This window comes from Acetobacter orientalis (assembly GCF_000963965.1).
Taxonomy (GTDB): Bacteria; Pseudomonadota; Alphaproteobacteria; order Acetobacterales; family Acetobacteraceae; genus Acetobacter; species Acetobacter orientalis.
On sequence record NZ_BAMX01000035.1, the window covers coordinates 15,150 to 37,511 of the forward strand.

Below are 22,362 nucleotides of genomic sequence, written 5' to 3' on the forward strand. Positions count from 1 at the left end.
GTTGCACGGAAGCCTCTGTTATGGGCAGCATAAAACGCTGCAACAGAGATAAAGCATTTCTTGGTGTGTGTGTTGCTTTTAGCGCTCTGTTCTCGGGGGTGTGATAACTGTGGGCAAATGCCGCGTAAGTAATAGCGGGTTGTTTTAAAGTGCCAAACATGTGGCTGTTATGGCGTTGTGCGCTTGTTTGCACCATTTGGGCCTAAGGGTTTGTGTGCTTGTAGTCTGGCCAGTGTGGCCGCATACTCTGAAATGGAATTTACTGGCGTAGCCCTTAATAAAGCAGCATCAGAGTAAATCATGGACGACGAGACAACACAGAACAAACGGCAGGAGAAAGAAGGCATGGAAACAGACCTTGCTGCCCGTGGGTGCGTGCTTTTAATTGAAGATGACAGCACAATAGCCGAAGAAATTGTTGCCGAACTGACAGGCCACGGTTTGCAGGTGATGCACCGTGACACAGGTGACGCCGGGCTAACGGCTGCTTTGGCGGGCGAGGCTGATGTTATGGTGGTAGACCGCCTGCTGCCGGGCCTAGATGGGCTGAGCGTAATAGAAACCATGCGCCAACGCGGTATACGCACGCCTGTTTTGGTATTGTCTGCCCTTTCTGCTGTTGATGACCGTGTAACAGGGCTGAAAGCAGGGGGCGATGATTACCTGACCAAGCCTTTTGCCATGGAAGAGCTTTTGGCGCGCGTTGAGGCACTTTTGCGCCGCCCAGATGACACACGCAGCACCAAATTGCGGGTTGGCCCGCTTGAGATGGACTTGATAGAGCGCCGCGCTTGGCGGGGTGAACGCGAGATTGAGTTGCTCCCGCGTGAGTTCCGCTTGCTGGAATATTTGATGCGCCGCCCAGACCAAGTGCTCACACGTTCAATGTTGCTGGAAGATGTGTGGCAGTACCGTTTTATACCGCGCACCAACTTGGTTGATGTGCATATAGGCAAGCTACGCCGCAAAGTAGATGCCCCCGGTGAGGAGCCACTGATTAAAAGTATTCGTGGCACCGGGTTCCAGCTCTGTGTTTCTGACTGACCTTTTCAGAACAGCCGCGTTTCGCCTAACGCTTATGGCGCTTGCCGCCATGGCTGGGGTTATGGTGATGCAGTTTGGGCTGGTTTATACCCAAATGGAAGCGGTTGAATCGCACCGCTCTACCACGCTTTTGCGCGGCGAGGCTGAACTGCTGGCCCGTATGACGCCAGAGCATTTGGAATATGTTATTCGCAAACGCGCCACAGATGATATGCGGCTGGTTATAAGTAGTGCGGGTTTGTTTGACGCAAGCCATGCCCTTATAACCGGAGACCTGCGCGTTTGGCCGCGGGGCCTCAAGGCTGATGGCAAACCCCACAACATAGAAATTTACCCAGAAGAGGGGGCACCATACCCTTTACGCTTGCTGGCAGTTACGCTGTCAGATGGTAATATTCTGGTGCTTGGCCGTAGCTTTCATTTGCTGGCAGAGCAAAAACTTATGCTGCGGCATGCCACGTTTTTAGCGGCGGTGCCAACGCTACTGTTTGCGTTGCTGCTGGGTATGGTGTTGAGCCACCGTGCGCTGTCTCGTGTTAAAGACATGCACGAAGCCATAGACCTTATTATGGCGGGTGATATTCATGAACGCCTGCCAGCGGGCAAAGAACGAGACGACCTTGAACGCCTTGCCGGTAGTGTAAACCGTATGCTTGACCGGCTTGAAAGCCTGATGGACGGTATGCGCGAAGTGGGCAACGATATTGCCCACGACCTCCGCACCCCTCTCTCTCGCGTGCGGGCAAAGCTGGAGCGTGCACTTTCAACCGGTAGCGCGGGTGATGCACTAGAAGGCGCTGTAGCCCGCGCAGTTGATGAGCTAGACCAGTGTTTGGGTATTATTACCGCGCTGCTCCGTATTGCCGAAATTGAAAGCAGCCGCCGCAGAGCCGGGTTTGGCACGGTTAATTTGGTTGAACTGATAGCCGATGTTGTTGATCTGTACGAACCCATTGCCGAGACGGAGGGCATACATCTGCTCACGCAAGCAGGCCTTGCCCCTGTAAACATAGATGGTGACCGGCACTTGCTAATAGAGTTGTTGGTCAATTTGGTTGATAACGCCATTAAATTTACCCCAGAAGGCGGGCATGTAACGGTGGCGGTTACGCGGCAGGGGGGCAAAGCCTCCTTAAGTGTGACAGATACCGGCATTGGTATTGTGCCAGAAGAGCGACAGGCTGTGCTGTCGCGTTTTTACCGTTCAGACAAAAGCAGGCATGTGCCCGGGAGTGGTTTGGGGCTTAGTCTGGTTTCGGCCATTGCGCAGTTGCACGATGCAACCGTTTTGGTAGGGGAAGGAAAAAATGGCCTAGGAACCTGCTTTCGTGTGACATTTTCATGACGAACACGGAGTCAGCGTTTCATTAAAAGCATTTTTATTGGCGCACCTGCGGGATATCTGTATCTCAAAGAGTCATGATCGATTCATCTGGATGCAGCCTTTTGTGTGTGCTTGCCGGGGGTAACGCACATGAATGAAATTGTCGTTACGGCGCTTAAAAAGCCGTATACGTTCGTGGTTCTCTCTATCCTTATTTTGGTGTTTGGCATCAGAGGGATATTTTCTACACCAACGGACGTGTTTCCGAGCATCAAGATTCCGGTGGTGGCCGTGGTCTGGACGTATACGGGCCTTATGCCCGAAGATATGTCTGGCCGTGTGGTGTATTATTACGAACGTGCACTGACCGCCACGGTTAACAATATTGAACATATTGAAAGCCAGTCTTATTACGGGCGTGGTATTGTAAAAATCTTCTTCCAGCCGGGTACGGATACAGCCGTTGCGCAAACACAGATTACCTCTGTGTCGCAAACGGTTATTAAGCAAATGCCCACCGGCTCTACGCCGCCGCTGGTTTTAACGTATAACGCGTCTTCTGTGCCGGTTATTACGTTGCAGGTGTCTTCCACCTCCATGACCGCGTCTCAGATTTACGATATGTCTTCCAACCTCATTCGTCCGGCCCTTGTGTCTGTGGCGGGGGCGGCTATTCCTAACCCTTACGGTGGGCAGCCCGGCAATATTATGGTCGATCTCGACCCTATTAAATTGCTGGCCCACAAGCTCTCACCTGTTGATGTTTCAAAAGCGTTAAACAGCCAGAACATTGTGCTACCCGCAGGTGACCAGCGCATTGGCACGTTTGACTGGATGGTGCAGACCAACGCCTCACCCCGCGCGCTTGATGAGTTGAACATGATCCCCATTAAACAAGTGGGGAACGCCGTTGTGCGCTTGCAAGACGTGGCATGGGTGCACCAAGGCGGGCCACCACAAACCAACCTTGTGCTGGTTAAAGGCCAGCAAGGTGTGTTGATTGTGGTGATGAAAAGCGGTGATGCCTCAACCCTTCAGGTTGTGTCTGGCGTTAAGGAGCTTTTGCCCGGCATTGTTAAAACGTTGCCGCCGGGGGTCAGCATTAAGGTGCTGAACGATGCCTCTACCTTCGTGAAAGAGTCCGTGCAGGACGTGCTGCGCGAAATGTTTACCGCAGCCTGCCTGACAGGCCTTGTGGTGCTGCTCTTTTTGGGGTCTTGGCGCTCTACCGTTATTATTGCCACCTCTATTCCGCTGGCTATGCTGTGCTCCATTATTGGGCTTGGTTGGGCTGGGCAGACCATTAACGTTATGACCCTTGGTGGTCTTGCGCTGGCCGTGGGTATTTTGGTCGATGATGCCACGGTGATGATCGAAAATATCGATGCACACCTTGAGATGGATAAAGATCTGGAAACGGCCATTATTGATGCCGCCAACCAGATTGTTATTCCCACTTTTGTCTCGACCATGTGTATCTGTATTGTCTGGATGCCGCTTTTCCAGCTTACGGGTGTTGCGGGCTGGTTGTTTATGCCCATGGCAGAAGCAATCATTTTTGCCATGATCGCCTCCTTCATTCTGTCGCGTACTTTGGTGCCAACAATGGCCAAATATATGCTGGCAGCGCAGGTGGCGGCACACGCCCATGGCCCACAAGAACCAAAAACCATTTTTGGGCGCTTCCAAAAGGGGTTTGAGCGTAAATTTGAGCAGTTTAGGCATTCTTACCATGAACTGCTTAAACATTTGGTGAGCGTGCGGGCTACGTTTGTGCCGGTGTTTGTGCTTTGCTCACTGGGGTCTTTGGGGCTGTTGTTTTTTGTGGGGCAAGACTTCTTCCCCGAAATTAACTCAGATGCCATGGCCATTCATATGCGCGCGCCACTTGGCACCAAACTGTCTGAGTCAGGTAAAATTTCGCAGCTTATTAATGACGAAATTGAGCGCACACTCTCTGGGCAGGTTGAAAGTATTGTTGATAACTGCGGCCTGCCGTTTAGCCCGCTTAATCAGGCCTTTATTCCAACCCCAACGGTTGGCACGCAAGACTGCGATATTACGGTGTCTCTTAAAGATGCAGACTCTCCGGTGGCTGAATACCGCAAACTGCTGCGCCACAATTTAGGTGAGAAATTTCCTGGCACGCAAATTTCGTTCCTGCCGGGTGACCTGACAGCTAAAATTCTTAACTTTGGTTTACCTGCCCCTATAGATGTGCAGATTATTGGGCGGAACCTGAATGAAAACTTCCGGTTTGCAAACCGCTTGGCAGACCGCCTGCGCCATGTAACCGGCCTTACCGATATTTCCGTACAACAACCCATGACCACTCCTACACTTAGGGTTAATGCGCGGCGTACTTACGCATTAGGTACGGGCATTACGGAATCTGACATTGCGAACAACGCCCTTGTGTCTTTGTCTGGTAGTTCTCAGGTGGGGCAGGTGTACTGGCTGGATACGAAGTCAGGTGTGTCGCATCTGATTGATATTCAAACGCCCGCCACCTTCCTGCAAACCCTGAACGACCTGGAGCTGACCCCCATTGATAAAGGGGACGGCAACTCAAATGGCCAAAGCCCGCAAATTTTGGGTGGGTTAAGCCATATCGAGCAAATTGGAACACCGGGCGAAATTTCGCATTACAATATTATGCCGGTGTTTGACATCTATGCCACAAACGAAGGCATAGACCTTGGCACGGTCTCGCGTGAAGTGGGGCGTATTGTTGATGAAATACGCCCAGACTTACCGCGTGGCTCGACACTAGAAGTGCGCGGGCAGGCCGTAACCATGAACAGTGCCTACGCCCAGTTGCTGGGTGGTTTGGCCATGTCTGTGCTGCTGGTTTACCTGCTTATTGTGGTTAACTTCCAGTCTTGGCTTGACCCGTTTATTATTATCACAGCGCTTCCCGGTGCGTTGGCCGGTATTTCATGGAGCCTGTTCCTAACGCATACAACCCTGTCTGTGCCTGCGCTTACGGGGGCTATTATGTGTATGGGTACGGCTACGGCTAATGCCATTCTGGTTGTATCGTTTGCGCGAGAGCGGCTGGAAGAACATGGTGATGCCATTGCCGCAGCGCTTGAGGCCGGGTTTGAGCGTATTCGGCCAGTGCTTATGACAGCTTCGGCCATGATTATTGGTATGTTGCCAATGTCTATTAGTAATTCACAGAACGCACCGCTGGGTAAGGCGGTTATGGGCGGCCTTTTGGTGGCTACTGTGGCTACCTTGCTGTTTGTGCCGTGTGTGTTCGCCATGCTGCATAACCGTAAAAAACCAGAGACGACGGTAGAGGGAGAAAGCGCATGAGCGCGCAGAATAACGGCAGTCATGACCAAAACGGCGTTCATGGCACGCAAAACCCTCCGCCAGCTAACCGGCGTAAACTGGGCCTTATTATTGTGGCTGGGGTTGCGGGCGTTTTGGCGGTAGTGGGTATTGTCCAGCGGCACTCCCACTACATGGATTTGGCGCAAGAAACAGCGGTAAATGCAACGCCTGCGGTGCAGGTTATTTACCCGCAGCCGGGCCCAAATGAGCGTAAGCTCTCGCTGCCGGCTAATATTGCAGCGTGGTATCAAGCACCTATTTACGCGCAGGTCTCTGGCTACGTAAAAATGTGGTACAAAGACTTTGGGGCGCAGGTTAAGGCTGGTGATATGCTGGCCGAAATCGACACCCCCGGTCTGGACGCGCAATATGCAGCGGCCAAAGCGAACCTGAATGTTGCGCAGGCCCGTTATAAACTGGCCCAGATAACCGCCAAACGCTGGAAAGCCTTGCAAGGTACCCAAGCTGTTTCCCAGCAGGAAGTAGACGTGCAGGCTGCCAACGCTGAAGCCCAGAAAGCTCAGGTAGAAGCGGCTGAACATGAGGTTGAGCGCTTTGCAGCCCTAGAGGGGTTTAAGCGTATTGTTGCCCCCTTTGATGGCATTGTGACCTCACGTTTTGCAGACGTGGGTGATTACGTAAATGCTGGCCGGGGTGATGTTGATGCGCGCGGCAATGCAACAGAACTGTTTAGCGTAGCAGACGTACACGCCATGCGTGTGTTTGTGGCTGTGCCACAAGACTATGCCGATATTATCTCCCCCCGCTTAGAGGCAGACCTGTCTATTCCGCAATATCCAGACCGTACGTTTAAAGCCAAATTTTTGGCTACGGCTACAGCCTTTAATGCGTCTACCCGTACCGTGACCACAGAACTGACCATAGACAACAAGTCTGGTGAGTTGTGGCCTAACTCTTACGCCACGGCGCATTTTAAAGCACCGGGCGACCCCGATATGCTTATTTTGCCAGAAGGCGCGCTGGTTTTCCGGGCAGAGGGCACACAGGTTGCTGTGGTAGATGATTCAGACCATGTGCATTTGGTTAACGTTACGGTGGGGACTAACCTTGGTACTACGCTGCAAATTCTGCGCGGTGTAAAAAAGACAGACCGTATTATTAACAACCCTTCTGCCGGTTTGCTTGATGGGCAAAAGGTGCGGGTTGTTAAGGGTACCCCGGGGTATAACATGCCCAGCAAAAAGCCGGAGCCTGCTGCCAAAGCCACTACCGCAGACGACAGCCACGCCAAAGACGACACACGCGCTATGCCAGAAGATAACGCGCCCCCACCAGAAGCCGGAGGCCGCCAATGATGCGTAACACGCAGCAGCGTGGTTTAAGGCGTGGTGGGCTGGTTGTCGCGTTGTCGTTGGCAACTATGCTGTCTGGCTGTGATATGGCCCCACGCTACAAGCCAACCCCGCTTAAACTGCCTGAAAGCTGGGGCAACACGGGCGTATTAAAGGCCGCCAGTCCGTCTGATGCCGCTATACGCTCAGATTGGTGGACAATGCTGGGCGACCCGGTGCTAAACCAGCTTGAAGCACAGGCCATGCGCCTAAACCCAGACCTGCAAGCACAGGCAGAGGCCTTCATGCAGGCGCGGGATGTGGCAATGGAAGCCAAGTCTCACCTTTACCCGCAGCTTAATGGCGGGGCAGGGGGTGAGAAGTATAAAGGCTCCAGACATAGGCTTTGGCGGGGTGGTACCTCTCAGGGGCCTATTTATATGTCGTCCGAGCAATATTCGGCTACGGCAACGTGGGAGCCTGATTTCTGGTCGGCTATTCGTAACAGAGTGCGCATGACCAAGCAGCGCACAGAAGAGGCCGCAGCAGATTATGCGTTGGCGCGTTTGAGCCTACAGGCCGAACTGGCAAGTGACTACGTGGTGCTGCGCGGGCTAGATGCGCAAAGTGCTGTGTACCGTGATTCCATACGCTACTACCAAACCGCAGTGCAGGTTACCAAAATGCGTCTGGCTGGGGCTATTGCTCCGGGTATGGACGTGTCTCGTGCAGAAGCGCAGCTTTATACAACCCAAGCGCAAGAGACAGACATTCAAACCCAGCGCGAGGTTATGGAGCATGCCATAGCGGTGCTGGTTAATCAGGCGCCCGCTACCTTCCATATTGCGCCTACCACGCGCCTTAATTTTACAGAAATACAGCCCCCTGTGGCGCTACCCGCCACTTTGCTGGAGCGCAGGCCAGACATTGCGGCATCTGAGCGGCGTATGGCGCAAGCTAACAGGGCTATTGGTGTTTCTCGTGCGGCCTTCTACCCGCACGTAACCTTCAATGCCATGACCGGTTTTATGGATAGAGGGTTCGATCTGGCATCGCTTTCTAACTCTATGTACCAGTTTGGGGTGCAGGCGCTTATGCCGTTGTTCCAAGGCGGTTTGCGGCGTGCCGAGTTGCAGCGTAACTGGTCGCAGTACCGGCAGCAGGAAGATGAGTATCGCTCAACGGTTCTTAGCGCCTTTCAGGAGGTGCAAGATAACCTGACACGCACAACGCGCTTGAAAACCGAGGCCGCGCAGCAAAGTAACGCGGTTGACGCTGCTTTACGCACCCAGAACATGACCATGGCGCTTTATACAGGTGGTCTCACCAACTATCTGGACGTGGTGGTGGCGCAGGTGGCGGCATTGCAGGCACGTATTGCGCTGGTGCAGGTGCAAACCCGTGCGGTAGATGCGCGCGTTGAGCTTATCCGGGCCTTAGGCGGCGGTTGGTCTCGGGCTGAATTGCCCAAGTCTAATGAAATTATGCCCTTCCACCCACTTCAGTACGGTAATCTGCGGCATGCAGCGCCTGTGGCGGGTATTACCACGCAGGCAGACCCGGCCGCAGCTAACCTTGTTGGGGAACAAAAAACACCCTAACCCCTTGACAGTGGAGTGTTGCCCCGGTAAGCGCGGCACTCCAATCGGAACGCGGGAGGTTTGACTCGTGCCATGCCTTGTGTGGCGCGGAGTGTGCCGTAAACCGCGGTCTGGGTTCAACAAAAGGAGTCCCGGATATGGCCAAAAAAGTTGTTGGCTACATCAAGCTTCAGATTCCTGCTGGTAAGGCTAATCCCTCACCACCAGTAGGTCCAGCGCTCGGTCAGCGCGGTCTGAACATCATGCAGTTCTGTAAAGAATTTAACGCCAAGACCCAGGGTCTTGAGCCAGGTATGCCGATTCCGGTCGTTATTACCGCTTATGCAGACCGTACGTTCAGCTTCATCACCAAAACCCCGCCGAACACGTACTTCCTGCTGAAAGCTGCTAAAATTTCTAAAGGCAGCCAGACTGTTGGTAAAAGTGCTGCTGTTGGCAAGGTGGCCATGGATCAGCTCCGTGAGATTGCTGAGCAGAAATTCAAAGACATGAACGCCAACGATATCGATGGTGCAGTTCGGATGCTGGTTGGCTCCGCACGCTCCATGGGTCTGACGGTGGAGGGCTGAGAGCATGGCTACCAATAAGCGTCACGCCGCTGCTCAGGCAAAAGTAAACCGCACTCAGGCTTATGGTCTGGACGAAGCAATTGCTCTGGTTAAGGGTAATGCTACGGCTAAGTTTGACGAAACGATCGAAATTTCCCTGAACTTGGGTATCGATCCGCGTCATGCTGACCAGATGGTTCGTGGTTTTGTGTCTCTGCCAAATGGCACAGGTAAAACTCTGCGCGTTGGCGTGTTTGCTCGCGGTGCTAAAGCTGAAGAAGCTCAGGCCGCTGGTGCAGACGTTGTCGGTGCAGAAGACCTGATGGAAAAAGTGCAGGCTGGCGAAATCAACTTCGACCGCTGCATTGCAACACCAGACATGATGGCTCTTGTGGGTCGTCTTGGTAAAATCCTTGGTCCACGTGGTCTGATGCCAAACCCTAAGCTTGGCACCGTGACAATGGACGTTAAGGGCGCTATTGAAGCTGCTAAGTCTGGCCAGGTTGAATACCGCGCTGAAAAAGCTGGTATTGTTCATGCTGGTGTTGGTAAGGCCTCTTTCGATGCCGCTAAGCTGGCTGAAAACGTACGTGCATTTGTTGATGCCGTGCAGAAAGCCCGCCCAACTGGCGCAAAAGGCACCTACATGAAGAAGGCTGCTCTGTCTTCTACCATGGGGCCTGGCGTTCAGCTGGATCTCTCAGCTTTCGCTGGCTGAGTTTTGAATGTTGCCACGCTTTGGCTTTGCTAAGGCGTGGTTTTCATAGGGGTGTTGGAGCAATCTAATGTCCCGACCTGTCCGAGACCGCACGCGGCGTATGTCTTAATAAGCCTTTTAGGGTTTGCGGGTGGTAAGATGGGGATGCTGGTTGCTAATCGTTTTTGCGGTGGCTCCGGGTGTTCCGTTTAAAGGACAGGCGAGCAGAGTTTTGTGGTGGTCATAAAACTCTATAGGGCAACCCGTTCTGCGTTGGTGTTACGCCAAACAGAACAAGACGGAGACGGGATTTGAACCGTACGGAAAAGCGGGACTTCATTGCTTCCCTTGCCGCCGTGTTTGCCGAAACGTCCATGGTTGTGGTTACCCGTAATGACGGGCTGACCGTGGCTGATGTGACGGATCTGCGACGCAAAGTGCGTGCAGCGGGCGCAACGTATAAAGTCGCGAAAAACCGGCTGGCAACTCTCGCCCTGGATGGGACCCAGTTCGACGGCATTAAGCCACTGCTTAAAGGCCCGACCGCGCTTGCGTGGGCGGAAGACCCTGTTGCAGTAGCAAAGGTGGTCGTCGAGTTCGCCAAAACCAATGACAAGCTTGTGCTGCTCGGTGGTTCTCTTGGCTCTCAGGTGCTTAGCGCCGATGGAGTTAAGGCTCTTGCCGAACTGCCGTCTCTGGATACGCTGCGCGCGCAGCTCGTGGGTCTTATCTCCACGCCCGCTACGCGCATCGCTGGCGTTACTCAGGCGCCGGCTGCTCAGCTTGCTCGGGTTTTTGGGGCCTATGCCAAAACGGGTGAGGCGGAAGCCGCCTAACTCATGCACCTATTCGGGTGTATGTTTCTCTTAAGGCCGGCCTCTTTTGTTGGGGGTTGTGCTTTGCAAACCAGTGTTTATATTAGGAAGTCTAATCATGGCTGATCTTAACAAGCTCGTTGACGAACTGTCTGCTCTGACGGTTCTTGAAGCTGCTGAACTCTCCAAGCTGCTGGAAGAAAAATGGGGCGTTTCTGCCGCTGCTCCAGTTGCTGTTGCTGCTGGCCCAGCCGCTGCTGCCGCTGCTCCTGCTGAAGAAAAAACCGAATTTGACGTGATTCTTGCCAAAGCTGGCGACAAAAAAATCAACGTCATTAAGGAAATCCGTGGCATCACCGGTCTTGGCCTGAAAGAAGCTAAAGACCTGGTTGAAGGCGCACCGAAGACCATTAAAGAAGGCGCAAGCAAAGACGAAGCCGAAAAAATCAAGAAGCTTCTTGAAGACAACGGCGCAAGCGTCGAAATCAAATAAGTTCTCAACGCGTCTGCTGCTTTGGTGGCAGAGTGATGAGAAAAGGTTTTCGGGTAGGGGTGTTTGCCTCTGCCCGTTTGCCTGTTTCAGGTTCCTTAATCTGATACAGGTTTGATGCCGAAGGTTCCTTCGGTATAGAGTGTGGCCTACATAATAAGGTCGGACCATCAGGCCTGCGGGTAAGCGGCAGGCCTGATGGTCCGAGTAAGTAAGGGCGGGGCAGGAGCGACGATGAACGCAATCACCAAATCGTTCACAGGACGGAAGCGAATTCGCAAGAGTTTCGGGCGGATCCCCGAAATCGCTCCGATGCCGAACTTGATTGATGTGCAGCGCGCGTCTTACGAGACGTTCCTTCAGGCGAATGTGTCGCCTGATGCGCGCACACCAACAGGTTTGCAGGAGGTTTTCCGTTCTGTTTTCCCGATTAACGACTTCGCAGGTCGGGGGCGTCTTGAATTCGTAAGCTACGAATTTGAAGAGCCGAAATATGATGTTGAAGAATGCATCCAGCGCGGTCTGACTTTCTCTGCACCATTGAAAGTTATTCTGCGTCTTATCGTATGGGATGTAGACGAAGATACAGGGTCACGCTCTATTCGTGATATTAAGGAGCAGCCGGTTTATATGGGCGATATGCCCTTAATGACCGAGAACGGCACCTTTATTATTAACGGCACCGAGCGTGTTATTGTCAGTCAGATGCACCGTTCACCCGGTGTGTTCTTTGACCATGATAAAGGCAAAACGCACTCTTCAGGCAAATACCTGTTTGCAGCGCGCGTTATTCCGTACCGTGGTTCATGGCTTGATTTCGAATTTGACGCTAAAGACCTCATTTATGTGCGTATTGACCGTAAGCGTAAGCTGCCGGTTACAACGCTACTTTATGCACTTGAAGGCGAAAGATCTGCTGCCGCACGCAAAGCAAAGCTGGCAGAAGGTGGTGATGTTGATGCGCTCGACATCAAAGGCATGGATGATAACGAAATCCTGTCTTACTTCTATGGTACCGTGCCGTTCACCAAAACCGCTAAAGGTTGGGCACGTCCATTTGACGCAGATGCCTTCCGTGGCCTGAAACTGCTTGCGCCGCTGGTGGATGCAGAAACAGGTGAAGTGGTTGCTGAAGCTGAAGCAAAGCTGACTGCACGCGCTGTACGCAAAATTGCCGAAAAAACCCGTGAAGTGCTGGTTGGTGATATCGACCTTCTGGGGCGCTTCATCGCGCATGATATCGTTAACTACGATACCGGTGAAATTTACGGCGAAGCAGGTGAAGAAATTACCGAAGCACGCCTTGCTGCTTTGGAAGAAGCCGGTGTTACCGAGCTGCCGCTGCTGGCGATCGACGCTGCTAATGGCCCTTGGATCCGTAACACGCTGACCGTAGACAAAAACAGCTCTCGTGATGAAGCGCTGATTGATATCTACCGCGTTATGCGCCCCGGTGAGCCGCCAACGGCTGAAACCGCCGATGCTATGTTCAACGGTCTGTTCTTTGATATGGATCGTTACGACCTGTCTTCTGTTGGTCGTGTGAAAATGAACATGCGTCTTGACGTTGATGTGCCAGACACCGTGCGCGTTCTGCGTAAGGAAGATATTCTGCGCACTATCAAAGTCATGTGCGACCTGAAAGATGGCCGCGGCCAGATTGACGATATTGATAACCTTGGTAACCGTCGTGTGCGCTCTGTAGGCGAGCTGATGGAAAACCAGTACCGCGTTGGCCTGCTGCGTATGGAGCGCGCCATTCGTGAGCGTATGGGGTCTGTCGATATTGATACGGTTATGCCGCATGACCTGATCAACGCTAAACCTGCTGCCGCTGCTGTGCGTGAATTCTTTGGCTCTTCGCAGCTTAGCCAGTTTATGGATCAGACCAACCCGCTGTCTGAAGTGACGCATAAGCGTCGTCTTTCAGCGCTTGGCCCAGGTGGTCTGACCCGTGAACGCGCAGGCTTTGAAGTGCGTGACGTTCACCCAACGCATTATGGTCGTATCTGCCCGATTGAAACGCCAGAAGGCCCGAACATCGGTCTGATCAACTCTTTGGCGACTTATGCCAAAGTGAACAAATACGGCTTTATTGAAACCCCTTATCGCCTTGTTAAAGACGGCGTTCTTCAAGATGGTTGGAAATATCTTTCCGCCATGGAAGAAGAAAAGCTGATCGTGGCACAGGCTGATGCCAAGCAAAGTGCTGATGGTGCTTTGACTGACGACCTGGTTTCTGTGCGCCGTGGTGGTGACTTCCGTCTGGTTCCGCCAACCGAAGTGACTGCGTGTGACGTCTCTCCTAAGCAGCTTGTTTCTGTTGCGGCAGCGCTTATTCCGTTCCTTGAGAACGATGACGCAAACCGCGCACTGATGGGCTCCAACATGCAACGTCAGGCTGTGCCTTTGGTACGTTCTGATGCACCGCTTGTTGGTACCGGTATGGAAGCCGCTGTTGCACACGACTCTGGTGCAACCATTGTTGCTAAGCGCGATGGTATTGTTGACCAGATTGACGGTGCTCGTATCGTTGTGCGTGCAACCGATGCGTCTGGTTCTACGCAAGGTGTCGATATTTACCGTCTGCGTAAATACTCTCGTTCTAACCAGTCTACCTGTATTAACCAGCGTCCGTTGGTGCATGTAGGCAACCAGGTTAAAGCGGGCGATATCATTGCCGATGGTCCGTCTACAGAATTGGGTGAACTGGCTCTGGGCCGTAACGTGCTCGTCGCGTTTATGCCTTGGAATGGTTACAACTTCGAAGACTCCATCCTGATTTCCGAACGTATTGCGAAAGATGACGTGTTTACCTCGATCCATATCGAGGAATTCGAAGTCATGGCGCGTGATACCAAGCTGGGTCAGGAAGAAATTACGCGTGATATCCCCAATGTGGGTGAAGAAGCGCTGCGTAACCTCGACGAAGCTGGTATCGTTTACGTTGGTGCAGAAGTTAACCCCGGTGATATTCTTATCGGTAAGGTAACCCCAAAGGGCGAAAGCCCAATGACGCCAGAAGAAAAACTGCTGCGCGCCATTTTTGGTGAAAAAGCGTCTGACGTGCGTGACACATCTCTGCGTCTGCCACCCGGCACCACAGGCACCATTGTTGATGTGCGTGTGTTCTCCCGCCGTGGTGTGGACAAAGACGAACGTGCAATGGCTATTGAACGGGCTGAAATTGATCGCCTGTCCAAAGACCGTGATGACGAACGTGGCATTCAGGAACGTTCTTTCTACAGCCGTCTGCGTGAAAAACTGCTGGGTCAGGTTGCAGGTGCCGGGTACAAAGGTATTCGCTCTGGTACAGAAATCACGGATGAAGTTCTTGACGAACAGCCCCGTGGTGCATGGCGCCATATTGTTGTCGCTTCTGACGCTGTTATGGCTGAGCTGGAAACGCTACGTCGTGAATTTGACGCCTCTGTGCAGAAAATTCAGGCTCGCTTTGAAAGCAAGGTTGAAAAACTCCAGCGTGGTGATGAGTTGCCACCCGGTGTGATGAAAATGGTCAAAGTGTTTGTTGCCGTGAAGCGTAAGCTTCAGCCAGGTGACAAAATGGCCGGTCGTCACGGGAACAAGGGTGTGGTTTCTCGCGTGGTGCCTGTTGAAGATATGCCCTTCCTTGAGGATGGTACATCTGTTGACATCGTGCTGAACCCACTGGGTGTGCCTTCACGTATGAACGTGGGTCAGATTCTGGAAACACACCTTGGCTGGGCCTGTGCAAACCTTGGCCGCGGCATTGGTGATCTGGTTGATGATTACCAGCGCAATGGTGAAAAACGCCAAGAACTGCTTGACCGTCTGAAAGACGTGTACGGCGATGAAATCTACAGCGAAGCCATTGCAAATATGAGCAATGACGAGCTGGTAGAGCTGGGTAACAACCTGCGCAAAGGCGTGCCGATTGCAACCCCGGTGTTCGACGGTGCATCTATTCCAGACATTGAAGCCATGCTTGAAAAAGCAGGGGTCAATAAATCTGGCCAGTCTCAGCTGATTGATGGGCGCACAGGCGAGCCGTTTGAGCGTGTAACCACCGTTGGTTACATTTACATGCTCAAACTGCATCACTTGGTTGATGACAAAATCCATGCTCGTTCTATCGGGCCATACTCTCTGGTTACCCAGCAGCCACTGGGCGGTAAGGCTCAGTTCGGTGGTCAGCGCTTCGGGGAAATGGAAGTGTGGGCACTGGAAGCATACGGTGCAGCCTACACGCTTCAGGAAATGCTGACTGTAAAGTCGGATGACGTTTCTGGGCGTACCAAAGTGTACGAAGCCATTGTGCGTGAGCAAGATGACTTTGAAGCTGGTATTCCAGAAAGCTTTAACGTTCTGATCAAAGAGCTTAAGTCTCTGGGTCTGAATGTTGAACTGGAGCAGGGAGCCGAGTAAAGGTGAGCACAAAGACACGCTTTGGCACCGTTCTTCGTTTTTATTTTAAAGGGGCAGCCGGAATGAATATTCCGGCACCCCATTTCCCTTTGGGGGCTTCGGCACATGAATGAACTCATGAAAATTCTTGGCCAGACCGGCCAGGCGATGACCTTCGATCAGATCAAGATCCAACTGGCATCACCAGAGCAGATCCGGTCTTGGTCATTCGGCGAAATCAAGAAGCCCGAGACAATCAACTACCGGACATTCAAGCCGGAGCGTGATGGTCTTTTCTGCGCACGCATTTTTGGCCCAATTAAGGACTATGAATGCCTTTGCGGCAAATACAAGCGGATGAAATTCCGCGGTATTGTGTGCGAAAAATGTGGCGTTGAAGTTACGCTGGCTAAAGTGCGTCGTGAACGCATGGGTCATATTCAGCTTGCCAGCCCTGTTGCCCATATCTGGTTCTTGAAGTCTCTGCCTAGCCGTATCGGCCTGATGGTCGATATGACGCTCAAAGACCTTGAGAAAGTTCTCTACTTCGAAAACTATCTTGTTCTTGAACCCGGTACGTCTCCGCTTAAGCAGTATTCTCTGCTGAGCGAAGAGCAGTATCTCGACGTTATGGACGAGTATAGCGAAGAAGGTATCGAAGTCGGTATCGGTGCTGAGGCGATCAAGAAGGTGCTGGAACGCATCGATTGTGATGCTGAAAAAGTTGAACTGCGTCAGGAACTGAAGGAAACCACTTCAGAAGCTAAGCGCAAAAAACTTGTTAAGCGCCTCAAGCTGATTGAAGCTTTCGCTGAAAGTGGCTCACGCCCTGAGTGGATGATTCTGGACTATGTGCCAGTTATCCCACCAGAACTGCGCCCATTGGTACCGCTTGATGGTGGGCGTTTTGCAACGTCTGACCTCAACGACCTGTACCGCCGTGTTATTAACCGTAATAACCGCCTTAAACGCCTGATGGAGCTGCGTGCGCCCGATATTATCGTGCGTAACGAAAAGCGTATGCTTCAGGAAGCTGTTGACGCCCTGTTTGATAACGGCCGCCGTGGCCGTGCTATTACAGGTGCCAACAAGCGTCCGCTCAAGTCTCTGTCTGATATGCTGAAAGGCAAGCAGGGTCGCTTCCGTCAGAACCTTTTGGGTAAACGCGTTGACTACTCTGGCCGTTCGGTCATTGTGGTTGGCCCGGAAATGAAGCTGCACCAGTGCGGCTTGCCCAAAAAGATGGCGCTGGAACTGTTCAAGCCGTTCATCTACTCCAAGCTGGAAAAGTACGGCCACGCTACAACCATTAAAGCTGCAAAGCGTATGGTTGAAAAAGAGCGTCCGGAAGTTTGGGATATTCTTGAAGAAGTTATCCGCGAACATCCGGTTATGCTTAACCGTGCGCCAACACTTCACCGTCTTGGTATTCAGGCGTTCGAACCGATCTTGGTTGAAGGGAAAGCTATTCAGCTTCACCCGCTTGTCTGTACTGCGTTTAACGCCGACTTTGACGGCGACCAGATGGCCGTGCACGTACCCCTGAGCCTTGAGGCCCAGTTGGAAGCGCGTGTGCTGATGATGTCTACCAACAACATTCTGAGCCCGGCAAACGGTAAGCCTATTATCGTGCCATCTCAGGATATTGTTCTGGGTCTGTATTATCTGAGCCTTGAAGTACCGGAATTTGCAGCAACGCCAGACCGTAACGAATACGACAACGAAACCGGTGCATTGGTAAAAGAAGGCGCTCCGTCTTTCTCTTCAATCGGTGAAGTTGAGTATGCTCTGAACGCTGGTGTTTTGAAGCTGCATGATAAAATTCGTGCCCGCTTTGAAGCTATTAAAGACGGCCAGAAAACATACGAAACGGTTGTAACAACACCGGGCCGTGTGCTGATCGCTCAAATTTTGCCAAAAAGCGAAGCCATTCCGTTCTCGCTCATTAACAAACAGCTGACCAAGAAAGCTGTGTCTGACGTTATTGACACGGTCTACCGTCATTGCGGCCAGAAAGAAGCAGTTATCTTCTGTGACCGTCTGATGGCACTTGGTTTCCGCCACGCTGCTAAAGCTGGTATTTCTTTCGGTAAGGATGACATGATCATTCCAGCCGAAAAGAAAGTACTGGTTGATCGTACCGCTGCTGAAGTGAAAGAGTTTGAACAGCAGTATCAGGATGGTCTGATTACCGCTGGCGAACGCTACAACAAAGTGGTTGACGCTTGGTCACGTTGCACAGACGAAGTTCAAGCGGCTATGACCAAGGAAATTTCCCGTCAGGAAATTGGTAAGCCAATCAACTCTGTGTGGATGATGAGCCACTCTGGTGCGCGTGGGTCACCGGCTCAGATGAAGCAGCTTGCTGGTATGCGCGGTCTGATGGCCAAACCATCTGGTGAGATTATTGAACAGCCGATTATTGCCAACTTTAAAGAAGGCTTGTCGGTTCTCGATTACTTTACGTCTACCCATGGTGCACGTAAGGGTCTTGCTGATACCGCGCTGAAAACTGCTAACTCTGGTTACCTGACCCGTCGTTTGGTTGACGTTGCGCAAGACAGCATCATCATTGAAGAAGATTGCGGTACTGAACGCGGTCTGACAGTACGTGCCGTGCTCGACGGCGGTGAAGTTGTTGCGTCTCTGTCTGAGCGTATTCTCGGTCGTACAGCGGCTGCGGATATTGTTGACCCAGCGACAGGCGCAGTCATTGTTGCACGTAACCAACTGATTGAAGAAGCTGATGCTGAGCGTATTGAAAACGCTGGCATTGAGTCTGTTTTCATTCGCTCTGTGCTGACCTGTGACAGCCGGGTAGGGGTCTGTGGCCATTGCTACGGTCGTGACCTTGCACGCGGTACGCCGGTGAACATTGGTGAGGCAGTTGGTGTTATTGCTGCACAGTCCATTGGTGAGCCCGGTACACAGCTTACCATGCGTACCTTCCATATTGGTGGTGCGGCCCAGCGTGGTGCTGAACAGTCCATGATCGAAGCCTCCCGCGATGGGAAGGTGGTGATCCGTAACCGTAACGTTGTGCATAACTCGCAAAATGTGCCCATCGTGATGGCGCGTAACTGTGAAATTCTGCTGACGGATGAAACCGGTGCAGAAAAAGCACGCTACCGCGTACCTTACGGTGCTCGCCTGCTGACTGCTGATGGGGAAACGGTTGCCCGTGGCCAGAAACTGGCTGAGTGGGACCCCTACACCCTGCCAATCATCACGGAAAAAGCCGGTAAGATCGAGTATCTTGACCTTATTGACTCCATTACCCTCGTTGAGCGTATGGACGAAGTGACCGGCCTGACCTCTAAAGTGGTGGTTGACTATAAACAGGCAGGTAAGGGTGTTGATCTGCGTCCTCGTGTGCAGCTTAAAGATGCAAACGGCGATGTGGTGAAGCTGGATAACGGTAACGATGCGCGTTACTTCCTGTCACCTGAAACACTGCTGACCATTGAAAATGGCGTAGAAGTGCATGCCGGTGACGTTCTGGCCCGTCTGCCACGAGAAGGTTCTAAAACGCGTGACATTACCGGTGGTCTGCCGCGCGTTGCAGAACTCTTTGAAGCACGTCGCCCGAAAGATCATGCCATCATCGCTGAGATGGAAGGGCGTGTTGAGTTCGGGAAAGATTACAAGTCTAAACGTCGTGTTATCGTGAAAAACGATGAGACGGGTGAAGAGACCGAATATCTGATCCCTAAAGGCAAGCACGTTTCCGTTCAGGAAGGTGACTTTGTTGAAAAGGGTGACCCGTTGGTTGACGGCCCCCGCGTACCGCACGATATTCTGAAAGTTATGGGGGTTGAGGCTCTGTCCGACTACCTCGTAAACGAAATTCAGGATGTGTACCGTCTGCAGGGCGTGAAGATTAACGATAAGCACATTGAGGTTATTGTGCGTCAGATGCTTCAGAAAGTAGAAATTCTGGAGCCGGGCGATACAACATACCTGATTGGTGAAACCGTTGATCGGATTGAGTTTGATGTTGAGAACACGAAGTGCCTGAACGCTGGTGAGCGTCCTGCATTGGCTATGCCGGTGCTACAGGGTATTACCAAGGCTTCTCTACAGACACAGTCCTTCATCTCTGCCGCGTCTTTCCAGGAAACCACGCGTGTCCTGACCGAAGCTGCGACAGCAGGTAAGGTTGACCGCTTGAACGGCCTGAAAGAAAACGTGATTGTGGGTCGTTTGATCCCGGCTGGTACGGGGAGTGTTATGAATCGCTTGCGGGCGATTGCAGCCTCTCAAGACCGGCAGCGTGTTGGTCGGTCATCAGCGGCTGAATAAGTTACCAGTTCAAACCGTAAGGTGAGACTTGAAAAAGGGGATTGAAGCTTCGGCTTCAGTCCCTTTTTTAATTATAGAGAGAGTTATCCCCCGAAAACTCCCCAGAATCGCGTTGTGCGGCTTGACTTGCGTTAGGCTCAGGGTTACTTAGCAGCCCTCAGCTCCGCTCCATTGCAGGGGCAGGGGTAAATCGTAATTCTCTGTAAAGCATGCGGTTGCCTTCCGGTAGGAAGTAGTGCCGGATGTCAACATAGCCCCATACAGGCGTTTTGCCTGATGGGATTTTCAAATGACAGTCGGCAGCCAATAACAAGGTTAGCCGACCGAACTGTGTAAGGATCGGGAAAGGCGCATGCCGACCATCAACCAGCTCATTGCCAAGGGGCGCAAGCCTGCGGTTAAGCGCAACAAAGTGCCAGCACTGCAGAGTTGCCCCCAGAAACGTGGTGTTTGCACCCGTGTTTATACGACGACGCCTAAAAAGCCGAACTCCGCACTGCGTAAAGTTGCAAAGGTGCGTCTGACAAACGGCTATGAGGTGGTTAGCTATATTCCGGGTGAAGGCCATAACCTTCAGGAACATAGTGTCGTGCTGATCCGCGGCGGTCGTGTAAAAGACTTGCCGGGTGTGCGTTACCATATCCTTCGCGGTGTTCTCGATACCCAGGGTATCGCAAAGCGTCGCCAGCGGCGTTCGCTTTATGGCGCTAAGCGTCCGAAGTAAGGGAAGGTTAAGGTATGAGCCGCCGTCACCGCGCTGTTAAGCGTGAGATTCTTCCTGATCCAAAGTTTGGAGACATTGTCATCACGCGTTTCATGAACGCCCTGATGTATGATGGCAAAAAATCCACTGCGGAGAGGATTGTATATGGAGCTCTTGAGGTGCTGGTGCGCCGCAGTGGAGCTTCAGCTGATCCGGTAGCATTGTTCCACAATGCTCTGGATAATGTTAAGCCTGCAGTGGAAGTTCGTTCCCGCCGTGTTGGTGGTGCGACCTACCAGGTGCCTGTTGAGGTCCGTGCAGAGCGTCGTCAGGCGCTAGCTATTCGCTGGGTGATTGATGCTTCTCGTAAGCGGGGCGAAAACACCATGCAGGACCGGTTGTCTAACGAGCTGCTTGATGCTGTTAACAACCGTGGTGCCGCTGTTAAGAAGCGCGAAGATACGCACCGTATGGCTGAAGCGAATAAAGCATTCAGTCACTATCGTTGGTAATCATTCGGGTGTGTCACTTGCTCCATTTGGGGTGATGGCGGACTTATTTGGAAACTGCTTCTCACATTCGGTGGGGGGTATGGAGTGGAAAAATGGCTAAGGCTAAGTTTGAGCGGAATAAACCGCACTGTAATATTGGCACCATTGGTCACGTTGACCATGGCAAAACGTCTCTGACGGCTGCTATCACCAAAACGCTGGCGAAAGCTGGTGGCGCAGAATTCAAAGCATACGACCAGATCGATGCTGCTCCTGAAGAACGCGCTCGTGGTATCACCATTTCTACGGCTCACGTGGAATATGAAACCGCAAACCGTCACTATGCTCACGTGGACTGCCCCGGACACGCTGACTATGTGAAAAACATGATCACTGGTGCTGCTCAGATGGACGGCGCTATTCTGGTTGTGTCTGCTGCAGACGGCCCAATGCCACAGACTCGTGAGCACATTCTGCTTGCCCGTCAGGTTGGTGTGCCTGCTCTGGTTGTGTTTCTGAACAAAGTTGATCAGGTTGACGATCCAGAACTGCTTGAGCTGGTTGAAATGGAAGTTCGTGAACTTCTGTCTTCTTACCAGTTCCCTGGCGACGATATTCCCATCATCAAAGGGTCTGCTCTGGTAACCCTCGAAGATGGTGATCCGGAAATTGGTGAAAACCGCGTTCGCGACCTGATGGATGCAGTTGATTCCTACATCCCGCAGCCAGAGCGTCCGGTTGACCGTCCGTTCCTGATGCCGATCGAAGACGTGTTCTCCATCTCCGGTCGTGGTACCGTTGTTACAGGCCGTGTTGAACGTGGCGTTGTTAACGTAGGTGACGAAGTTGAAATCGTTGGTCTGAAAGACACGGTTAAAACAACAGTTACCGGCGTTGAAATGTTCCGTAAGCTGCTTGATCGCGGTGAAGCTGGTGACAACATCGGTGCGCTGGTTCGTGGTACGAAGCGTGAAGACGTTGAGCGTGGCCAGGTTCTTGCTAAGCCGGGTTCAATCACCCCGCACAAGAAGTTCAAAGCTGAAGCTTACATCCTGACGAAAGAAGAAGGCGGTCGTCATACACCGTTCTTCACCAACTATCGTCCGCAGTTCTACTTCCGTACAACTGACGTAACGGGTGTTGTGCATCTGCCAGAAGGCACAGAAATGGTCATGCCTGGCGATAACTGCGCTATGGACGTTGAACTGATTGCGCCTATCGCCATGGATGAAGGTCTGCGTTTCGCTATTCGCGAAGGCGGCCGTACCGTTGGTGCAGGCGTTGTGGCTTCCATCACCGACTAATTTTCGGTAAGAGGCCAAGGACT

Annotated in this window: 14 protein-coding genes; all 14 read left to right on the plus strand. The window is 52.4% G+C overall.

Annotated elements, in window-relative coordinates; genetic code table 11:
- The first annotated feature begins 345 nt into the window (after window positions 1-345).
- The 14 genes from Abor_RS11455 (at window position 346) to tuf (ending at window position 22,339) form a co-directional block, all read left to right on the plus strand.
- Window positions 346-1,044 carry a response regulator transcription factor gene (locus tag Abor_RS11455; RefSeq protein WP_048842089.1) on the plus strand — a complete coding sequence of 233 codons (699 nt, stop codon included), beginning with the start codon at window positions 346-348 and terminating at the stop codon, window positions 1,042-1,044.
- Window positions 1,031-2,389 carry a sensor histidine kinase gene (locus tag Abor_RS11460; protein WP_084594511.1) on the plus strand — a complete coding sequence of 453 codons (1,359 nt, stop codon included), beginning with the start codon at window positions 1,031-1,033 and terminating at the stop codon, window positions 2,387-2,389. The genes Abor_RS11455 and Abor_RS11460 overlap by 14 nt, the downstream gene beginning before the upstream one ends.
- A gap of 129 nt (window positions 2,390-2,518) precedes the next feature.
- Window positions 2,519-5,689, plus strand: a complete 3,171-nt coding sequence (locus Abor_RS11465; RefSeq protein WP_048842033.1) for an efflux RND transporter permease subunit — start codon at window positions 2,519-2,521, stop codon at window positions 5,687-5,689.
- Complete coding sequence (locus Abor_RS11470) at window positions 5,686-7,026, plus strand: efflux RND transporter periplasmic adaptor subunit (protein ID WP_048842034.1); 1,341 nt, start codon at window positions 5,686-5,688, stop codon at window positions 7,024-7,026. The genes Abor_RS11465 and Abor_RS11470 overlap by 4 nt, the downstream gene beginning before the upstream one ends.
- Complete coding sequence (locus tag Abor_RS11475) at window positions 7,026-8,603, plus strand: efflux transporter outer membrane subunit (protein WP_052946436.1); 1,578 nt, start codon at window positions 7,026-7,028, stop codon at window positions 8,601-8,603. The genes Abor_RS11470 and Abor_RS11475 overlap by 1 nt, the downstream gene beginning before the upstream one ends.
- A 137-nt stretch (window positions 8,604-8,740) precedes the next feature.
- Window positions 8,741-9,172, plus strand: a complete 432-nt coding sequence (gene rplK, locus Abor_RS11480; protein ID WP_048842036.1) for a 50S ribosomal protein L11 — start codon at window positions 8,741-8,743, stop codon at window positions 9,170-9,172.
- A 4-nt stretch (window positions 9,173-9,176) separates the two neighbouring features.
- Complete coding sequence (gene rplA, locus Abor_RS11485; RefSeq protein WP_048842037.1) at window positions 9,177-9,869, plus strand: 50S ribosomal protein L1; 693 nt, start codon at window positions 9,177-9,179, stop codon at window positions 9,867-9,869.
- 290 nt (window positions 9,870-10,159) lie between these two features.
- Window positions 10,160-10,684, plus strand: coding sequence for a 50S ribosomal protein L10 (rplJ, locus tag Abor_RS11490; protein ID WP_048842038.1), 525 nt, complete (start codon window positions 10,160-10,162; stop codon window positions 10,682-10,684).
- Window positions 10,685-10,781: 97 nt separating this feature from the next.
- Window positions 10,782-11,156, plus strand: a complete 375-nt coding sequence (gene rplL / locus Abor_RS11495) for a 50S ribosomal protein L7/L12 (protein WP_048842039.1) — start codon at window positions 10,782-10,784, stop codon at window positions 11,154-11,156.
- A gap of 231 nt (window positions 11,157-11,387) precedes the next feature.
- Window positions 11,388-15,560: a DNA-directed RNA polymerase subunit beta gene (rpoB, locus tag Abor_RS11500; protein WP_048842040.1), complete on the plus strand. Its 4,173-nt coding sequence runs from the start codon at window positions 11,388-11,390 to the stop codon at window positions 15,558-15,560.
- 105 nt (window positions 15,561-15,665) lie between these two features.
- Entirely contained in the window at window positions 15,666-19,841 is a 4,176-nt protein-coding gene (rpoC, locus tag Abor_RS11505; protein WP_048842041.1) for a DNA-directed RNA polymerase subunit beta', read from the plus strand.
- A gap of 352 nt (window positions 19,842-20,193) precedes the next feature.
- Window positions 20,194-20,565: a 30S ribosomal protein S12 gene (rpsL, locus tag Abor_RS11510; RefSeq protein ID WP_025826436.1), complete on the plus strand. Its 372-nt coding sequence runs from the start codon at window positions 20,194-20,196 to the stop codon at window positions 20,563-20,565.
- A gap of 14 nt (window positions 20,566-20,579) precedes the next feature.
- Window positions 20,580-21,056: a 30S ribosomal protein S7 gene (gene rpsG, locus Abor_RS11515; protein WP_048842042.1), complete on the plus strand. Its 477-nt coding sequence runs from the start codon at window positions 20,580-20,582 to the stop codon at window positions 21,054-21,056.
- A gap of 92 nt (window positions 21,057-21,148) precedes the next feature.
- On the plus strand, window positions 21,149-22,339 hold the full coding sequence (gene tuf, locus Abor_RS11520) for an elongation factor Tu (RefSeq protein WP_048842043.1): 1,191 nt from the start codon (window positions 21,149-21,151) through the stop codon (window positions 22,337-22,339).
- Window positions 22,340-22,362 lie beyond the last annotated feature (23 nt).